Raw genomic sequence first — 17,059 nt, 5'->3', positions numbered from 1 at the left:
AAATGATGTGGGTTGATTGGGGGTATCGTTTACGCTGCGCTACGCACAAAGAACTTAGACTTACCAGTAGCAACAATACTGCTGTCGGCAAGTACGCCGCCTTCGATGTCGAATGAACCGAAGTCGTCGCCAATTAAGTCTAGGCCCGATGTTGGGGTAGGTTTCCAGCGGTAAAACTTAAGCACGCTTGCCTTACCCGTCACGTCGTTAATACCGTCAACGACCACCTTCACTTCTTCGCCAGACTCAACCAGCGCTTGCAGCGCATTACCGGCTTTACTGGTGTAAGTGACTTTAAGTGATTCACCTGCAGTAATGGCACCCGAACTTAATGCGCGAATACCCGCAGCACTGACAATGTAATCGTCATTCACATCGTAAGTCGTACTGCCTGTACTATCGGTAACCACCACCGGAATCTCGGTATCAATCATTTTAGCCGTGTCGGCTAGGCCATCTAGCGCCGCAACAATCGGTTCGGCGGTCACTTCTGCTGCAGTTAACACATCAATTTTACCGCGCAGTGCTAACGCTAAGTTGGCGTTGCTAAAGTCGTTTAGTGTCATGGATAAGTTAACCGATTTAACCACGGTGATTTCAGCAGCATTACCGCCACCACCGCGATAGTTCGGCTGCTCTTTGGTTTCTTGCTCGATTGAGATATTCACGCCACTGGCGTTACCCACATCGCGGCCGTTGACATACACGATGCCCGAACCGATGTAGCTCTCTACTACTGTCTCGCTCATAGTTTTTCTCCGAATGGTACTGTATGAATTAAGGTTAAAGTGATGACCGCTAATCCATGTTTTTCATGGGCTTCGGGCATAATGTATTTACACGCCTCTGACTCTTTAAACGTAATAGCTTTGGGTAGCCATGACGGTTTTTCGGTATTACGTTCGTCTTTAAAGAATGCGCAGCGAATGTCGCGAACCAAATTGATTAGCTCAGCTGTGGGAGTGGTCGATTTGCTTAAGTTGATACCGGCAACAACTTGCAATGCGAGATCGTCGCGGTAAGGGTTGATGCCGTTTTTAGCGCCGAATAAATCGGTATAAGGTTGCAAAAAAATAAACTGTGATTCTCTTGCAAGGCCTTGGGCATAAAAGCCTTCGCGCACCACTGCACCGTCAACCAATGCAAGTCGGTTTAAAATGGTTTGGATCATGGGGAACCTCTAAACAGGAATGTAACTACTTAGCGTATTGGCCATATTTTTTACGCAGATGGGCGATAATGGGTGGCTGTAAATCGTCACGCATATACCCAAAGCTGCCTGCCACTGAAGGGCCGTATAACGCTTTTTGTCCATTCAAGCTGCGCCAAGAGTTGTCACCCTTTTTGCGACTGAACATTAATTGATTGCCGTTGCGACCTATGACGGTAAACGCACCACTAAACAACACAGGCTTATTGCGAATAACGTTTATGCTAAAGCCACCGGCTACCCTTGCCGAACGCTTCCCCACCTTGTAACGTGGACTTGCAAAACGGGTTAACGATGATGCACGCATCCTTGCGCTAACCGACGCGGTTAGGGTTTTTGGGTTAATGCTGACACTGAAATGTTGTTCAACATACGACTTAGACTTAAAGCCGTACTTGTTAAATATGGCGTCCACTGCCAGTTGTTGACCAAATTTAGCCGCATCATCTATGGCACTATTAATGGCGGGTGATTGCGCATCACGCATGCGTTTAAGCTCGCGATCAACCGCGTCAAAGCCTGTACTGTTTAATGCCATAACAACACCTACATTTGTAAATACACATAGGTCACACAAACCGAATCGGTGCTAACCCGTTGGGTTAACCGGCACTCGGTAGCATCTATAGTGAATACATCGCCAGAACTAATATCACCCTCACTCAGTAGAAACTCAGCACGCATGATTAACTCTGGCATGTACTCATTAGACGATGCGGCGATCTCACTGCCGTTATCGTCTAATGATACTAAACGAGTGTAGGATGCTGCCCCATTGTTTGGGGCAAACTCGCACGGGTCTGCCAATTTACGGAACAGCCGCGCTATTTTGGCATTTACTCGGTCAGCAAATACCGATGCCAAGCTAGGCATTGATTTTTACCCAAACAGTAAGGCTTGGGTTACCTGCTGCCGCCCAAGCTTTACCCGCTAAGGTGTTGCCCGATGCCGTTGAGGTAATGGTGCCATCTGCTTTAAGGTAAACTTGCGCGCCTTGGCCAATGTCATCGGCTTCGACTTTAGGCAGTTCATACACACCTTCGGCTGCACCCACACCAGGTTCACCAACTGCGACCGCACCCAAAGACACGACAACTACTTTACCCAACAATACTGGCTCACCACTGGCGACAGCCGCAGTGGCGATAAAGTCGATGGTATTACCATCTGATACACAATTTTTCATAATTCATTCCCGATAAGAATTGCTGATTGTTAAAAGCCGGACATTAAAAAGGCCGCTACTTAATAAAAGTTAGCGGCCCTTTTGTTGCAAAAGGCATGAGGTTTACGATTGAGTTACACACCCGTTGATTTAACTAACCCACGGTGATCAAGCGGTGCTACACCGGCATCAATACGCACTTTGGTTGCAACACCGTCAATGGTGAAACCTTGTTGCTGTTCAATGTAAGGCGTGTCGATACCATCAAGGTAAGCCACTTCAATGGTGTCGCGCCCTTTACCAGCGCCAAGGAACCATTGTTTATCGCTGCTATCATCTAAACGAGGCTCAGCAATGACTTCAGCAAAGTTTTGGATAGGGTTAGCAATACCCGCATTAACATCGGCGCCTTTAACTGAACTAGATTTGATGATCTGATTCATTGTGGTTTCGAGCCCTACAGGGCACAACACAAATTCAGGACGAATATTTAAACTACGATTACCCGATTTTTGCTTACGCATTAACATGCGGTTAGCATCAAGTGCCGCTACGCTTGGCGCACCAGAACCTAAGTTACCGTGGTCGGCATGGAACAAGGCTTTTCCGTCTGCCATTTTTGGGTTTTGCGTAAGAACCGCATAAACCAAATCACCAATGGTGCCTTTAGCTGCAAAGCCCATTTTCATTGGAATGTCAGTTAGCATGCTCATATCATCATTGATAATTGCTTGGCGAGTAATAGAGAAAAGCTCACCATAGGTAGCTAAGGCAATTTGTTGTGCATGATCACCAACTGTCACGTACTTATACTCAGCACCTTCGCGCACTTGACGCAAGCTGTTGAAGTCACCTAAACCAACACGTTGGGCAATTTTAAAATCACCTAACTGACCTTTTTTGGTCCAGCGTTCAAAGGTTTCTTCTGCGGTTTCCCAACCCATTAATACTGACTTATTAGCGATATCTAACAAGATGTTGCCAAAGTCAGATGATGAATGAGTAAACGCTAACCCCACCATTTGCAAAGGGTTCATGCCAGACACCCCAATACCACGATCCGTTAATGAGGCACGGGCAAGATCGCGCAAGTTATAACTAGCATAAGCATTTGATGCCTCACGCTCTGCGTGCCCTGCACGGGTTAATAGCTGAGCACGAATTGAGTCGCCAACGATGTTACCGTTGCTCGAGTGAATCGTCGTGCGAGGCAACACAGCACACGGCGTGGTGTTTTCACCCAACTTAGCCAAAATCATATCTTTGGCTTTATCTGCGTCAATATCATCATTGGCAATACAGCTGTTTTTTAACTCCGCTAGTAGGGGAAGAAGCTAAATGCAGCGTTAATACCGTCGATACGCGCCTTGTTCATTGCCTTAGCCGCAGCTTGAATATCAGCTTGCGACGGTGCCGCGGGTGCTGGTACCGATGCGGCTGGGGTATTGACGGCTGGCGCAGGCGTATTAGTTGCACCAGGTACATTACCCTGTGGTGCAAACAGGTTTTTTAGAGCTTCAGGCATATTAGTAAAGTCCTTGAGTCTTTTTGAGTTAAGCGAAGCCGCCATTTGCAGCGGTTCAGTGAGGGTGTTGGCGAAACCTTTTTCAACCGCTTCGCGGCCAGTTAGCCATGTTTCAGCCGCCAAAAGCGTATGTAGCTCATCTTCTGGCAAACCTGTTTTTTGTTGATAAGCACCAACTAAGTTACCTTCGACTTTATCGAGTAAGTCGGCATATTTGCGCATATCCTCTGCGTCACCCAATGTGCCGCCCCATGGTTTATGCACCATCATCATGGCGTTTTCTGGCATGATGACTTCATCAAAAGCCATGGCAATCACACTGGCCATTGATGCGGCTAGTCCGTCGATATGACAAACCTTGTGCGCTGGATGGCCTTTAATCATGTTGTAAATAGCCATGCCTTCAAACACATCACCACCTGGTGAATGAATCCGCGCCGTTAAGGTGCCGATTTTTCCTAATGCTTGTAAGTCACTGGCGAACTGACGGGCACTAATGCCCCAGCCCCCAATTTCGTCATAAATCATTAATTCGGCATTACCGTTTTGCGCCTTTAAGCTATACCAGCTTTTATCGGGCTTATTGGTCGGCGTCAGGGTCAGGCTTGCTTGTGGTGCGAACAACATTGCTGCGGCCACGGCCGCCTGATGCATTAGCGTCTTTTTCACTTGGGGTTACTCCGTTTTGTGGCTCTGGGTCGTTACCCGTGACCATGTCGTTTTCGCGGTTAAACTTCACCTCACGTTGACGTTGTCGTTTAACTTCGCTTGGGTTACGGCCACGAGCTCGCGCCCAGTCAGCCTCGGTTGCGGCATTACCGGCTATCATCATTTCCCAACCTTGGGATTCTTTGCGGGGGTCAATCCATGGCATTGTTGGACCGTAATACACCGCATCAAACAAGGTGCGGGTGTCTAGGTCTGGCGGCAGGGTTATAGGGTCTTGCTTGTTCATTAACTCCATTTCCAACCAGTTACGAAACGCAGGTCGTGCCCAACCGGCACAAAACCATTGCTGCATAATGCGGTTCGACTCGTCTTGCTCAACCAGCTCTTGGCGTTGGCTTGAGTAGCTGCCTTGATAATCACGGGCAATACTTGAGTAACTGCCACGGGTACCCGCGGCACAGGCTTTTAACTGGCCATTACGAAAATCAACTAAATGCACGTTAGGGCGGTTTGACTCAATCATGCCGACATCTTCACCGACAGCGAGATCATCAAAGGTCATGCCTGGTGCAATGTTTATTTCGCGGTCAGCTTTGGCATCACCATCTAGGCCAAACATACTGGCGTCACCGCGTTTGATATAAAACGCTAACGCTGCAGCAATACGGGCTGCGACTCGTTCGGATTCTTCATAGTCTTTAATGTCGCCAAGGCGGGTTAAAATGCCGTGAAAAATACTGATACCGCGCAGCTGATGCAAACGCTTAAACATGCCAAGGTGCAGCATGTTACTTGCGGGTACCATTTTAGTTTTGTAGCGAAAGCCTATTTGGTCAGACGGGTGATCAAACAAAACATGGTAATTAACCACCTGCCCCCAACCATTAACCTCTAATCCTTGACGAACGCGGGTTGATACATCGTTAAGTTCAAACGGAATGAAATCAGGTTCTAACGCTTCAATGCTGTATTGGGTACCTTGCGGGTTGGGATGACCAAACTTAGCAACCTTGCCACGCACTTGCTGGCCGAATACTTCACCGTCACGCAATGCGGTACGTAACACTAAGCGTTCAAGCTCTGGCCGTGTGTAGCGCCCTGTTACGTCTGGCTTTAATGACCATGCTGCAAAACGTCGCTGAATGTCGTTGGCGAGTTCGTCGAGGATTTCACCACTGATACTGCGGGGTTGTGGCTCAACCACAATACCTTGGGCACCAATTACCCGTTCTTCCATGCGGTCTAAAATGCCAATGCTGAGGTCGTGATTTTCGTCTAACCAACGCGCTTGTTCACGCAGGCTTTTACCTGCTGCAAATACCGCTTGATTGGCACCTCGCCCCTCTTTGTTGGCTTTATGAGTTCGGCTTGGGCTGGCAGCTTCGTAACCTTTAAGGTTGCGATAACTCATTGCCGCCGCCTGTCGTTTTAGCGCCCATCCGGGGGATAAATACGATAGTGCATCGTTAATAATGCTCATATTGAGCCTCTTTTAAAATGAGTCAGGGCGAGCTATTGAATGTGTAACCCAATGGCAACCTGTTTGAAGGTTCGTCTTTGCAATCGTTACAGCACGTTTATCAGTATCGGAATCAGCCTCAAGCTTATTGATAAAAGCCCGCATCTCTTCAGCCAACTTTTTACCTTCATTCATCAAATCAATTTCTTGCTGACTTAAATCACGATAGCCTTTGATTTTTTTATGTTGGTTATCCATATTGATTCCTAATTAAATCGGGCGAGTGTGGTGCCCCGCGGGCGGGTGTACATGCTTAGGGTGCGCTGCCATTCAATGCGGCCTTTGCGAATTTGTTCTAGGTCTTCTGTACTCATCATTTTGCCGTTGATGCTAACGGACTTACCCGCTAGTACATCTTTTTCGGCTTCGATATACAGCGCGACCATGTCTGCCGCTTGTTGCTTTGACATTACAGCCAGCCTCCTGATTTAGCCGAACCACCATTTAACCAGTTATTGGCTTGGCTCTTTTTCGGTTTTTTGGGTTGTGGGGATGTTTCGGTTGATGCTTCGTTTTGGGTGTCGGTTGTTATCACTTCACTGAGTGATTCGAGATTAATTCCGAATCTATCAATGGCGATATACAGTGCAGCCAAGGCATACACAAAACAGTCGAGTGCTTCGTTACGTCTACCCCCTGCGTCCCATCGGTGAACAATGCGGCCGTCACGCCTTGTGGGCATTTTGCGTTCAGACGTTAACTGTTGCAGTTCGGTGTCATCACACACGTTGTCGTTCATAGGCAAATGAATTGCCCCAGCGGTGCGAGTATCAACACTGGGTTGAGTACGCATCATGGACATGATCAACTCTTTGGCGTTGTCGGTACCCACTTCTGTTAAATACACGCCTTTGTTGGTCCGCTTACGGGGGAAATTAGCGATTGGCTTGCCATACGTATTGGCACCTTTAACAGGTACCACGCGGAACAAACCAAGCTTTTTACTCATTGAGTAAACCGTATCTGTGTAATGGCCGCCCGAGTCCCATCCTGTGGTACCAATGCTCAACACAATGCCGTCGTTACGGGGGTAACTTTGGTTTAAGCGCAGCGCGACTTTATCGAGCAGCACTTGGCTGGCTGGGTCGCCATACACAATAAACCTATCGATTAAGGCGCACTCTTTACCTGCCCCCCATCCCCAAACGCGGCCTTCGTAGCGGTCGTCTTGGGTATCAACACCCGCGGTGACATACACAACCCAATCGGGCATTTTGCCGTTGGGGTACATTTCACGCCTGCGGCCTAAGTCTTCCCACTCAATGCGTTCGCCGTTGTCGTTGTCCCATGGCTGGCCCAATTTGGTGTTAACAAAGGTTTGTAACTTTTCTTTGTCGCCTTTGGCTTTGTAAAATTCGGTAACTAACTTGGCCCAACTGTTAAGGGTGTTATAGGCCGACCAGATGTAAATCGAGATATTTTCGGGTGTTAAAAAGTCGTCGCCGTCTTTGTCGAAAAACGAAATAAAGTCTGAGGTGTACACGCCCGTTTTATCGCATATCCATAAAGCGCTTGGGTGTTCTTCCATGTCGTGCAGTTGATTGTTTTCAATGCAGCAACCGCAGTGCTCGCACACGTAATAAGCTGTTTTTGGGTCGCTGCCTTGCCACTTAATACCAAAGGGTTCAGTTTTACCGCCCCACTTTAAATGCTGCCGTTCGTCGCAATGTGGGCATGGCAAGTTAAATCTAAATTGGTACTGGCTTTCGCTACAGGCCTTTTCAATTTGGCAGGTACCTAATACTTTAGGCGTTGAACCCCGTATCGATTTAGGAAACAACGACAGTTCAACACGGGTGTCACCTAACGATGTGGCATTACCTTCGTGTTCGATTGACTCATCAAAACCGGCTAACTCATCGTAAATAACATCATCGGTTGATATTTCACGGTAGTTAGCCGCGGCAGTACCACCCCGCACCATTAAGGTTTTACCATTGGTAAAAATTTTATCTTCTAAGGTACTGTCTTTATGTTTGCGACCAATCCACGGCGCTAAGGCTTTCCAAATCGGCATGTCACGTATTGCCGTTTCAACGTGTTTTTTCATAAACGTTTTGGCGGCACCGTCACGCGGCTGGTATATCAACACGTTACGTTTTTTGTGTTCTATCTTGTAACCCGCATTGGCCATCAGCATTTTGGTGTAACCCACACGCGCAGACTTCATAATGTTCAGCGTGGTGATTTGGTCGTTACCCATGGCATTTAATATACCGATTTGAAACGGTAGGCTTTCCCATTTACCTTCGGTGTACGATGATTCCGACGACATATAAAAATGTGTATCGGCGTATTCACTACAGGTTAATACAGGTGGGCGATAAAACGATTTAAGACCAGCAGATACAGCGGCTTTCAGATTATTAATCTGTGCTGCTGATATACTCATCTAATAAATCCTCAATGCCGTTGGCCAGTTCAGCGGCGGTGTTTTGGCTTTTAATTACTTCTGCACGAATAGCGTCTATGGTTCGTTCTGGCATGTCGGGGAATTTACGTTTTACACGAATGTGTATTTGGTCCAGCACTGGCGATATTTGCGCAGCTATGCGACTAAGTACGAACGAACAAAACATGACCTCGACCACTTCTTTGCGGTCTTTTTCGTTTTTAAGCTCTTGGCCGTCGGCTTGCGCTTTGGTCAAGCGGTAACGTTCAAAGTCGATGTTTGGTTTGTCGTTATCATCAGGCGTTGGATTGCTTACATGTTTTTTGCGCTCGTTGGCTACGCGATTGCCCACCACGTCGGCCATGGTGTATAAGCACTCACGGCCTTTTTTGCTGGTGATCGGCACATCCCACTTGTCGAACGCTTGGGTACTAATGCCCAAACTTTTACAAAGATCAGTTTTGTTCAGTAGCACTGGCTCGGCTTCGGGTGTAGGAATACGTGCCATTAGCTAGTCCTGTTGCATATCATCCAGCACATGGCTGCAGCGTTCTTCTTCAATGTGTTGCAATTGTTTGGTGAGCAATTGTGCTTGCAACGTTTGTATGTGGTTTTCACGCTGGCTCTTACGGGCCTGATAAAACCAGTTAACCAGTGCGGTAGCAATGGCACACAATACTCCAACTAAAACACCAATATCCATATCGTTCACATAACTGCCAGCTGCGGTGAAAAACGAGGCGATGTAAGACAATAACGATGTAAGTTTTGCACTTAGGTCAGTCGTTATGCTCATATTGCTGCCGCCATTTTTGTAGGCGCAGCATGTTTGCATTACAAGTTGCTAGCGCATTAGTTTGAGTAAGTGAGTGTTTAAGTAAATCAATATTGGTGGTACCAACAAAATCAGGGGTACTGCATTGCACTAACCAATCAGGGGATGGCAACACATACACCGTTTGGGTTTGGGTCACCACTTTGACAATCGGTTTGCTTGAGCAGCTGCAAAGCATCAGTAGGCAACAAAGCGTTAGCCCAATCTTTTGTCGGTCCATCTGGTGAGTCCTTAATGAGATTGGCTTGAGTGATTCGGCTTTCATGTGTTGCTTGCAAGTCTATAACCTGTTTTCGATGCGCGGCATTAAGCTCGGTAATTACTCGGTAATCACGTTCAAGCGTTTTGATGCGTGCAGCTTGGTTGTCGTGGCTGCTTAATAGTGCTTCGACACTCACTTGCGATTGCAGTAAGTCATGCGTTAACGATGCGTTCTTGGCTTTAAGTGAGTTCATACCCAATGCGCCAAAACCAATTAACGTGGCTAAAATGATGACAATGCATAACAGCACTGTGGTTTTTAAGTCGTTAAACATTACAAGTCCTTTAAACAATAACGCCGCTTTTATTGCGGCGTTCCAAGTGAGTTAACGCATTGCCTGTGCCGGTCTTGCGCTCGGGTCCACACGCCGTAACAACGTTTATTATTGGGTGTTGAGCAGTCATAACCCGCAACCGTTCGATATTGCAGCAATAACAACGCATCACACGCTTGGCGATATTCGCCATCGAGCAAGTGAGTTCGCATTGGTGACTTGAGCCATCGACCTATGCCATATTGATACAGCCAATCGATATATAAATCATATTCAGCTTGCGACAACTCAGCACCCGCTAAACTTTTACGAAATCGGGTTTCATCTTTAGAGATATGCGCTTTAGCAATTTTAAGGGCATTAACGGGAGTAACCGACTCGCCCAACGTGACGGGGCTACCATTGGCATGATAAGTAGAACCAAAACCGACTGTTGGCCGATCACCTTTTACGGGAATGGTAGCGGTTGGCGCAAAACCTTCGGAAATAACTAAACCGATAAAGGCTGCAGCTGAAAGGCTAAGCCCTGCCACTGTCATTCTTTTAGCCATAGTGATCTCCAAATATAAATGTATTGATAGCTATTGGTGCATTAACGGGGCGCAAACCCGAACTACGTCATGCCGTTATCACTTACGTGAAAGCGCGGCAACTTTTCGCTGACTATGTTGCAAAGCGAACTGCTCAAAATGATTAAGCGTGCGAGCATTCACGATGACGGCTAAAAGTGTTCTTCACCCGTCAAACCAATTAATGCTATTTCATGATCAATGCCCTGCTGGTAAACAATGTGTAATCCAAGCTTGTGCGCTAATGCATGTTCAGCCCTAGCCCCGTGAGATTGTTCCCAACCATCGAGCATGTAAATCATGTCGGCACACATCAACATGGTTAACCCAATCTGCATGTATTCTGGTTCAGACAAACCCGCTGGCAAAGTGGCTGGGTTAAGCACAATGTGCGTTAACGACTTTTGCACTTGTGCAGCCAAGTTAAATGCGTGCCGATTACAATCTGGCAAACCAGACATTGGCCCAGCGATATACACCTTTTTACGGATCATGTGTTCACCAAATAACATGCAAAAAAAATGGGCTCCAATACAGGAGCCCAACGGCGAGGATGTAAGCAAAGAGAAACGAGAGAGGAAGCAAAGCCAGTTACGCAGTGGTATCAAGCTTATATAAATATACCCCGTTTCAAGGACCACAAACACGCCATATGTGTCGTGTTTTACGCCACATATGGCGTTGGGCGAATTGAATTTGTGTGGTATGTAAAACCGATAATTTCTAGATTTAATTTAAAAGTTATCGGTTTAATGAGTTTCCGCATATAAGAGTTGGTGCAATAATCTACAGCCAACTTACTTATAGGCAAAAAGGGTTAGCCACTAGGCTTTAACACTCTGAAATCATATTGTGTTAACTATAGTGAATGAGATTAACACCTAAATCAGGTGCGCCGTAGGGCGTCACCTGGATTTTATTGCAAGCTCAAATTAGGATCCTTAATCAATGCAGAGGTTTCTTTCCTTGTGCCTCATTCCACTTAAAATCTTGGTGCATAGTGCTAAAAAAAACATAGCATTTTTGCTGAAATGATTGTTCTGCAACAGCTCGAATAATGCTTAAGAACTTTGAAACTGCACTCACTGGCACTAGGCCATCGTTAGGGAAATTAGATAAACAAATTCGTCCTCCTTTCCCCTCATCAAAAAACCATTTTTCAGCAAATTTAAATTCTTCTTGAGGAGATAAACCTTTTGGAAAATCAATGCCAATGACAATATCGACAGACCTAAGATTGAAGTTAGGTACTAAATCTAAGAATTCATTATATGAGTTTTTTTCATTTTCCTTATCAACAGCCTTGAATATGAGAGATGCATAATCTTGAATGTGTGGTTCAATTTCTTCACAGAAGATTTTGATGCATTTGTTTGAAGAAAGGTTATTCTTTAATTCAAATCTATGTGTTATTTCATATTCTTCTACGTTGACAACAGTCATATTATGCTTCTTATTCTGTTGTTCAGTAGCATCCAGAATTAACTCTCCGGAAAAGCAACCCATTCCATCAAAAGGATTATCTGATACTACATGGATATTTTTCTTATATTTTTCGAAGAATTCGTGATAACTATTATATCCAAAAGACTGTGCAACAATATTTTGTCTTGCTTGAAGTGAACCTAGGCTAGGATCAAGGCTTTTGGACTCTTTTTTAATCTTTTGGAGAGTAGTTTTTGTTGGTGAGTGTTTAATTGCAGTCATGTTTAATTTCCTTCAATCTGAATATTTTGTATTGCCTCGCTCAAAACAAATCAGTCTAAAGAAAAATTAGTCATTATTTACTTTTTAGCAGAATGATTTCGAAAAACCTTATCCATTGCGAGGGGAAGACTCTTCTGCAAAGTCTTCAGCAATTATGCATCTATAGTAAAAGATGTCAAGCATGTTAGATCGGAGAGAGAGGTAATACCTCGCTAATAGACAACCAATTATAGGCTAAAATAAGCGACGAAGAAGCATTGTTGTCCTTGTTTAATTTCTTGATAGGTGACTACAGAAACGTACATACACCAGTGATAACCTCACCAAAAGCACCTTTGTATAAAAATGGTTTTTGGGTGGATTCGTTGTAAGTGTTGATCTCGAGATAATCGACAGTATATTGGTAAATGGTTATTGCTTTGTAACTATTTTCCTTAGGTAATACATCATAAACTTTTGGCATAACCCCAGACATTGTATTTGTAATTTTTTTTCCTGTTATTTGCCCAGATTGTCGATTAACAATAAAGTTACTACCTACATCAGGAGTAACAAAGCCTGCTTTTGTTATCAGTTTTCCAGAGTCATCTAATTTATAGATCTCCTTAACTGTGCAATGAAAGTCATTAATTGCATAAGAAGCACTAGAAAAAATTGTAATAACCATTATGAGTAGAAACTTATACATAACTTTCCTTGTCACCTAACGTTTTAGTATTTATGCGTTGCGCAGTTTGCAAGGCATAAATCGCTTGTTGGACTTGGCCGATGCCTAGTTCAAATTAATTGGCATGCTTCATGCTGTAGGAATTTGCTTTTTTTGATGCTGGCTATGGGCTACAGAGCAGTTTTGAGTCAATTGGTATTGAGTAGTGGGTAAGTTTTTCATTGAAATTCCTTTTCATCGTATCTTTCTATCATACATCTTTAAGCTTTGCTGATTCAATAAGGGTTATAAACTCAATTGAAGCATCTGTTGGCTCCGCGCAGCGGCTTAGTTCAACGCCGCGTTAAGCGGACTAAAATTGTGGGTTAAAATGTGTAGCGAATCAAAACGTAACCCACTGTTTTAATTTCGTTTAAATGCTTTGTCAGTTTGACTTTTTAGACACTTTTTCATAAATAATGGATATCATTTCACACCAATCTAGCAATGCTTTTTCAAATATTACTAATGCCCTATGATTGAATTTTAAAATGTGTTTTTCTGCATCATAGTAAACAACTTTAGATCCTCTTATATTATGCCAACCGGATATACTTAGGTTCAACCTTATCTTATCGAGTGGTTGTTTGTAATTCACAGTAACTTTAAATGATTTTCCAGTGCTTTCTCCTACGAATCGTAATCCTTTTTTATTTATCTTTGTACATTCAGTAATTTCAGGGGTTTTTAGTTCGATATTTCTAAGATTATAAAATAAACCCGTCTTAATGTTTTCAAAAACATGTTTTTCAGCGATTGATTTATCATTATCTGATAAAGGAGTTTCTCCCATATCGCCGTTAAAACACCACTGCATCTCTGGTAACCAAATAGTATAAATCGAACCATTTATGTAAACTCTTAAGAATTCATGATCTCTATTTTCAGCACGATATTGATTCGTAAATAACGTAACTTCATCACAATTAAATACTTTATCAATATTTGCCATATTACAATCAGTGTTTGATTGAGCATGTTGCTTAATAACTGGTACAAAAGGTGTAAATTGAGGATGTATATTTTTAAATACACTTTCATTCTCACTGATTGCAAGTGTTATATGCGGGCACATCCACGAAAGCCATGCAACCGGTTGATTAGAGTAGGTAATGTCACAATAAGAACAACTTAGTGTTTTTAAATTAATACTAAACTCAGAAATACCTTTTACAACTTGGACAAGCATAATCTTCCTTGGCAAACTAACGAGGGTGTAGAATAACTCCAACAGCCAAATTCAATTAAATAACGAGCTCCTGTAATTAACTCTAAGCATTTTTAAAGCATTAGATAATGCATTTGGAACCCATAAAACAGGCTATTTTTCTTAAAAAAGAGTAATTCTACAGCCTCAACGCCGCACTAAGCGGACTAAAATAGTGGGTTAAAATGTGTAGCAAAGCGAAACGTAACCTACTGTTTTAGTTCCGTTTAAGTGCCTTTTTATACAAAATTAACGCTACTCTTCCAATAACGTATCCATTTTCTTTTTCAAGAAATGATTTAATAGCTTTTGACCGCCATCAAATATAGATTTAAAAGGCATGTCCTTAAACTCAGATTTAAGTTTCTCAAAAACTTCTTTATTATTAAGAGTTACTGCGAAATCATGCCCTTTTTGGCTGAGCCTCATAGGAACATCTATGATGTATCGATTATTTTTATTACTGCCAATACCAAGAGATTCGAGGTTATAACATTCTTGTTTTTCATTTGTTATAAGGTCATTATCAATACATAGTTGCATATGAAAAATAAACTTTTCAGTCAGATTATCCTCAACACCGACTTCCACACCTGATTCAATGAGATCTTCATATGTAATATGTGCACTTTCTGAATCCAGAAATGCCGAAAAAAGCGATTTGTAAAATTCAAGGTCAATCTTCATCGAAACTCTCCATGTTTGTATAACGCCCTAATAACAGGCAAAAAATTGTTTGCTAAAATGTTGAGGAACGAAAACAGCAAACTGTTTTTTGTCCTTGTTTATTAGCTTGTTAGTTACCATTTGCACGATACTCTAAGATTCTTTGTTTTGCTAGTTCAAGTGAATTACCTTCCCAGATGTCAACTTTACTACCTTCGGCAGTATAATTATCAAGAAAATTTTGAGCATAATGCCAAGGATGATATTCCCAGCCGTTATTTTCTGCATTAATAGAGTTACGAACCCAGAGATCCCAGATTGCTACTTCAATTGTATTTGATAAATGAAGCTGCTTTTTAACATAAGATTTCCAGTCACCATTAGTTGATTCAAAAAAGCTGGGATGTTTATCATTGAACTCTTTAAGTGCCACTTCCGATTTTTTAGGTAATTTATTCAGAGTGCTAATAACGTAGAGTTCAAAAAAGTAATCTAATGGGCGTTCTTCTTGGTAATAAGGTGCTAATGTCTTCATGACATCACCATATGATTCTGGATATTCAGGCATAATCGGGGGAATGTATTGTTCTTGATTCAATTGGTTTCCCTTATCTAAGGCTTCAGCACTAAAGCCTATAAATGCAAAGACTAAAAATAAAACTCGCAGATTTAGCATATGCTTCCTTTGGTAACTAACAGCTTATTCAACGGCTCGACCGATAAAGCCGCCCGTTTAAGTTATTGATTAATATCATCCTACGTTTTCTATGTCTTTGAAGTAAAGCAATTTAATGGCTATTACACTCAAATAAAAAAATTAAATTGCACGTTAAAAGTGTCAACATCAAATGTAAAAAAATAAACCAAATAATATCAATATATTAGAGCAGCCCTATTTTCTCAACATAATCCTTTAGACTGCTTTTTGTTCACATATTCTTATTATTCCCTCAAAACTCATTATAACTGTACATAAATACAGTGCAGGTCACGTAAAGGGGGAAGTAATGACTGACACAAAATATTTAGCAGCAAACTAAAGCTATGGACACAAAGATTTAAGCGATCAAAAGTTGCGGTTTGAGACGATCAAAAGTTGAGTGAAATTGTGCATCATCAAATGTAGGGTAAAACACCATTAATTCATTAACTTAATAGGTTTATTTTTTAGGTGAAATTGAATAGCAGTGATCAAGACTATAAAACAACAACACAACCCCCTAAATTTTTCATATGTAGTGAAGCACTGCGCTTGTCCCCCCCCGCAGTGCACCGAGCCAGAAGGACCCATAAAAAAGCACAAAGGAGAGCATATGCTCTCCTTTGTGCTATATCACATACTACGACAACTACAGTTGAAGGGTTAGCCGCTGCCTAACCTGCCAAATACTCGTTCTTTACAAACCGACCTTTAGCATGGGTGCCGACGCGGGTTTCGTCTGGATTTATAGAGCGGGGAAACTCAAGCACACTCTTAATTAACAAATCCATTATGACAATACCGTCAATAATGTCAACTGTTTTCAGTTATGAACACTATCTCTTAGCTTTACCGAAAGAACCAATAAGGCAGATCCCTTTGACGAGTTCAGGCCTGTTATTTCCCACAAGTAGATCTCTAGCACACTTTAGTGTAGTTCCTGTTGCGAGTAGATCATCAACTAACAAAACTTTCTTATCAGTGAACTTTCCTGCCATAGCTTTATCATAAACCAAAGGAGGAAATGCCTGTCTATATTTGGTTGGAATTGATTTCATTGGCAATGATCCAAAAAAACCAACCTCTTCCTTTGCCTTTTTTAATCGATACGAGAGACTCTTTTCATCTTCAACAGATAAATCGGCCCGATCTAATAGTTTATATGCATCTTCTATTGTAATTTTTTTAAAGTAATCATTACAAATTGGAGCTTTAAAAATTTTTGCTAGTCTAGTTGCGATAATTGTACTTAAGGGTGAAGATGATGGCATTGGGACAATGAAGTCATATTCGGTATGATAGAGTTTAGTAATATCCATAGTTATACTATTGAAGCTATTACTCAAAAGCTTAATGCTAGTGTAATTAGTTATTAACCCATCTTTCCCTTTCAATGCATAAATAATAGGACAATTATCACCTCGTATACTTTTGGTTTTACGCTTAAGCCTCCTGCTTTTTGCATCAGGAAGTGTTCTTTTAAACACAACGTGAACATTCAGTCCATCAAAGTTTTCTAAAGTGGGATTACCAACAACATCAGTCAACATCCAATCTACAATAGAATGATCGACTGTAACTAAATTACCAGTTATGACTAATCCCAATGTGAACATCCATATGTATGATTCAATAGATTATTATAACTACATT

The 17,059-nt window shown here is 42.7% G+C and carries 23 protein-coding genes; all 23 read right to left on the bottom strand.

The window, feature by feature from the left end; all coding sequences use genetic code 11:
• Positions 1–29: 29 nt before the first annotated feature.
• Complete coding sequence (locus tag FCN25_RS12870) at positions 30–749, bottom strand: hypothetical protein (RefSeq protein ID WP_137225389.1); 720 nt, start codon at positions 747–749, stop codon at positions 30–32.
• A complete protein-coding gene (locus FCN25_RS12865) occupies positions 746–1,171 on the bottom strand; it encodes a hypothetical protein (protein ID WP_137225387.1) in 426 nt (141 codons plus the stop codon). The genes FCN25_RS12870 and FCN25_RS12865 overlap by 4 nt, the downstream gene beginning before the upstream one ends.
• Before the next feature lie 25 nt (positions 1,172–1,196).
• Positions 1,197–1,748, bottom strand: coding sequence for a hypothetical protein (locus tag FCN25_RS12860; RefSeq protein ID WP_137225385.1), 552 nt, complete (start codon positions 1,746–1,748; stop codon positions 1,197–1,199).
• An 8-nt stretch (positions 1,749–1,756) separates the two neighbouring features.
• Entirely contained in the window at positions 1,757–2,083 is a 327-nt protein-coding gene (locus FCN25_RS12855) for a hypothetical protein (RefSeq protein WP_137225383.1), read from the bottom strand.
• A complete protein-coding gene (locus FCN25_RS12850) occupies positions 2,076–2,396 on the bottom strand; it encodes a DUF2190 family protein (RefSeq protein ID WP_137225381.1) in 321 nt (106 codons plus the stop codon). The genes FCN25_RS12855 and FCN25_RS12850 overlap by 8 nt, the downstream gene beginning before the upstream one ends.
• A gap of 113 nt (positions 2,397–2,509) precedes the next feature.
• Positions 2,510–3,634: a ClpP-like prohead protease/major capsid protein fusion protein gene (locus FCN25_RS21175; RefSeq protein ID WP_368074072.1), complete on the bottom strand. Its 1,125-nt coding sequence runs from the start codon at positions 3,632–3,634 to the stop codon at positions 2,510–2,512.
• Positions 3,635–3,693: 59 nt separating this feature from the next.
• The gene (locus FCN25_RS21170; protein ID WP_254693640.1) at positions 3,694–4,569 is read right to left on the bottom strand and encodes a head maturation protease, ClpP-related; all 876 of its coding nucleotides are present in this window, start codon (positions 4,567–4,569) and stop codon (positions 3,694–3,696) included.
• The gene (locus tag FCN25_RS12840) at positions 4,481–6,049 is read right to left on the bottom strand and encodes a phage portal protein (protein WP_137225379.1); all 1,569 of its coding nucleotides are present in this window, start codon (positions 6,047–6,049) and stop codon (positions 4,481–4,483) included. Before FCN25_RS12840 ends, FCN25_RS21170 begins: the two co-directional genes overlap by 89 nt.
• A gap of 12 nt (positions 6,050–6,061) precedes the next feature.
• Positions 6,062–6,286, bottom strand: a complete 225-nt coding sequence (locus FCN25_RS12835) for a hypothetical protein (RefSeq protein ID WP_137225377.1) — start codon at positions 6,284–6,286, stop codon at positions 6,062–6,064.
• Positions 6,287–6,294: 8 nt separating this feature from the next.
• The gene (locus FCN25_RS12830) at positions 6,295–6,498 is read right to left on the bottom strand and encodes a hypothetical protein (protein ID WP_137225375.1); all 204 of its coding nucleotides are present in this window, start codon (positions 6,496–6,498) and stop codon (positions 6,295–6,297) included.
• A complete protein-coding gene (locus tag FCN25_RS12825; protein ID WP_137225373.1) occupies positions 6,498–8,480 on the bottom strand; it encodes a phage terminase large subunit family protein in 1,983 nt (660 codons plus the stop codon). Before FCN25_RS12825 ends, FCN25_RS12830 begins: the two co-directional genes overlap by 1 nt.
• Positions 8,455–8,988: a terminase small subunit gene (locus tag FCN25_RS12820; RefSeq protein WP_137225371.1), complete on the bottom strand. Its 534-nt coding sequence runs from the start codon at positions 8,986–8,988 to the stop codon at positions 8,455–8,457. Before FCN25_RS12820 ends, FCN25_RS12825 begins: the two co-directional genes overlap by 26 nt.
• Before the next feature lie 3 nt (positions 8,989–8,991).
• Positions 8,992–9,276, bottom strand: coding sequence for an HP1 family phage holin (locus FCN25_RS12815; RefSeq protein WP_254693639.1), 285 nt, complete (start codon positions 9,274–9,276; stop codon positions 8,992–8,994).
• The gene (locus FCN25_RS20945; protein ID WP_217495310.1) at positions 9,260–9,493 is read right to left on the bottom strand and encodes a hypothetical protein; all 234 of its coding nucleotides are present in this window, start codon (positions 9,491–9,493) and stop codon (positions 9,260–9,262) included. The genes FCN25_RS12815 and FCN25_RS20945 overlap by 17 nt, the downstream gene beginning before the upstream one ends.
• The gene (locus FCN25_RS12810) at positions 9,414–9,851 is read right to left on the bottom strand and encodes a hypothetical protein (protein ID WP_137225367.1); all 438 of its coding nucleotides are present in this window, start codon (positions 9,849–9,851) and stop codon (positions 9,414–9,416) included. Before FCN25_RS12810 ends, FCN25_RS20945 begins: the two co-directional genes overlap by 80 nt.
• 29 nt (positions 9,852–9,880) lie before the next feature.
• Positions 9,881–10,402: a lysozyme gene (locus tag FCN25_RS12805; protein WP_137225365.1), complete on the bottom strand. Its 522-nt coding sequence runs from the start codon at positions 10,400–10,402 to the stop codon at positions 9,881–9,883.
• A gap of 170 nt (positions 10,403–10,572) precedes the next feature.
• Positions 10,573–10,914: a DUF4406 domain-containing protein gene (locus FCN25_RS12800; protein WP_137225363.1), complete on the bottom strand. Its 342-nt coding sequence runs from the start codon at positions 10,912–10,914 to the stop codon at positions 10,573–10,575.
• Between the two features lie 451 nt (positions 10,915–11,365).
• A complete protein-coding gene (locus FCN25_RS12795; RefSeq protein WP_137225361.1) occupies positions 11,366–12,127 on the bottom strand; it encodes a hypothetical protein in 762 nt (253 codons plus the stop codon).
• Between the two features lie 289 nt (positions 12,128–12,416).
• Entirely contained in the window at positions 12,417–12,815 is a 399-nt protein-coding gene (locus FCN25_RS12790; protein ID WP_137225359.1) for a hypothetical protein, read from the bottom strand.
• A gap of 403 nt (positions 12,816–13,218) precedes the next feature.
• Complete coding sequence (locus tag FCN25_RS12785) at positions 13,219–14,022, bottom strand: hypothetical protein (RefSeq protein WP_137225357.1); 804 nt, start codon at positions 14,020–14,022, stop codon at positions 13,219–13,221.
• A 273-nt stretch (positions 14,023–14,295) separates the two neighbouring features.
• Positions 14,296–14,727, bottom strand: coding sequence for a DUF2513 domain-containing protein (locus FCN25_RS12780; protein ID WP_137225355.1), 432 nt, complete (start codon positions 14,725–14,727; stop codon positions 14,296–14,298).
• Positions 14,728–14,836: 109 nt separating this feature from the next.
• A complete protein-coding gene (locus FCN25_RS21010; RefSeq protein ID WP_217495309.1) occupies positions 14,837–15,382 on the bottom strand; it encodes a hypothetical protein in 546 nt (181 codons plus the stop codon).
• 860 nt (positions 15,383–16,242) lie between these two features.
• Positions 16,243–17,013, bottom strand: a complete 771-nt coding sequence (locus FCN25_RS12770) for a phosphoribosyltransferase family protein (protein ID WP_175405868.1) — start codon at positions 17,011–17,013, stop codon at positions 16,243–16,245.
• Between the last annotated feature and the right edge of the window lie 46 nt (positions 17,014–17,059).

The organism is Shewanella sp. MEBiC00475 (assembly GCF_005234075.1).
GTDB lineage: Bacteria > Pseudomonadota > Gammaproteobacteria > Enterobacterales > Shewanellaceae > Shewanella > Shewanella polaris.
This window is presented reverse-complemented; position numbering and strand designations above follow the sequence as displayed.

Excerpts from the sequence above, each read along its gene's own strand:
- FCN25_RS12870 (WP_137225389.1), bottom strand. The coding sequence starts at position 749 with ATGAGCGAGACAGTAGTAGAGAGCTACATCGGTTCGGGCATCGTGTAT.
- FCN25_RS12865 (WP_137225387.1), bottom strand. The coding sequence starts at position 1,171 with ATGATCCAAACCATTTTAAACCGACTTGCATTGGTTGACGGTGCAGTG.
- FCN25_RS12860 (WP_137225385.1), bottom strand. The coding sequence starts at position 1,748 with ATGGCATTAAACAGTACAGGCTTTGACGCGGTTGATCGCGAGCTTAAA.
- FCN25_RS12855 (WP_137225383.1), bottom strand. The coding sequence starts at position 2,083 with ATGCCTAGCTTGGCATCGGTATTTGCTGACCGAGTAAATGCCAAAATA.
- FCN25_RS12850 (WP_137225381.1), bottom strand. The coding sequence starts at position 2,396 with ATGAAAAATTGTGTATCAGATGGTAATACCATCGACTTTATCGCCACT.
- FCN25_RS21175 (WP_368074072.1), bottom strand. The coding sequence starts at position 3,634 with ATGATTTTGGCTAAGTTGGGTGAAAACACCACGCCGTGTGCTGTGTTG.
- FCN25_RS12840 (WP_137225379.1), bottom strand. The coding sequence starts at position 6,049 with ATGAGCATTATTAACGATGCACTATCGTATTTATCCCCCGGATGGGCG.
- FCN25_RS12835 (WP_137225377.1), bottom strand. The coding sequence starts at position 6,286 with ATGGATAACCAACATAAAAAAATCAAAGGCTATCGTGATTTAAGTCAG.
- FCN25_RS12830 (WP_137225375.1), bottom strand. The coding sequence starts at position 6,498 with ATGTCAAAGCAACAAGCGGCAGACATGGTCGCGCTGTATATCGAAGCC.
- FCN25_RS12825 (WP_137225373.1), bottom strand. The coding sequence starts at position 8,480 with ATGAGTATATCAGCAGCACAGATTAATAATCTGAAAGCCGCTGTATCT.
- FCN25_RS12820 (WP_137225371.1), bottom strand. The coding sequence starts at position 8,988 with ATGGCACGTATTCCTACACCCGAAGCCGAGCCAGTGCTACTGAACAAA.
- FCN25_RS12815 (WP_254693639.1), bottom strand. The coding sequence starts at position 9,276 with ATGAGCATAACGACTGACCTAAGTGCAAAACTTACATCGTTATTGTCT.
- FCN25_RS20945 (WP_217495310.1), bottom strand. The coding sequence starts at position 9,493 with ATGCTTTGCAGCTGCTCAAGCAAACCGATTGTCAAAGTGGTGACCCAA.
- FCN25_RS12810 (WP_137225367.1), bottom strand. The coding sequence starts at position 9,851 with ATGTTTAACGACTTAAAAACCACAGTGCTGTTATGCATTGTCATCATT.
- FCN25_RS12805 (WP_137225365.1), bottom strand. The coding sequence starts at position 10,402 with ATGGCTAAAAGAATGACAGTGGCAGGGCTTAGCCTTTCAGCTGCAGCC.
- FCN25_RS12800 (WP_137225363.1), bottom strand. The coding sequence starts at position 10,914 with ATGATCCGTAAAAAGGTGTATATCGCTGGGCCAATGTCTGGTTTGCCA.
- FCN25_RS12795 (WP_137225361.1), bottom strand. The coding sequence starts at position 12,127 with ATGACTGCAATTAAACACTCACCAACAAAAACTACTCTCCAAAAGATT.
- FCN25_RS12790 (WP_137225359.1), bottom strand. The coding sequence starts at position 12,815 with ATGTATAAGTTTCTACTCATAATGGTTATTACAATTTTTTCTAGTGCT.
- FCN25_RS12785 (WP_137225357.1), bottom strand. The coding sequence starts at position 14,022 with ATGCTTGTCCAAGTTGTAAAAGGTATTTCTGAGTTTAGTATTAATTTA.
- FCN25_RS12780 (WP_137225355.1), bottom strand. The coding sequence starts at position 14,727 with ATGAAGATTGACCTTGAATTTTACAAATCGCTTTTTTCGGCATTTCTG.
- FCN25_RS21010 (WP_217495309.1), bottom strand. The coding sequence starts at position 15,382 with ATGCTAAATCTGCGAGTTTTATTTTTAGTCTTTGCATTTATAGGCTTT.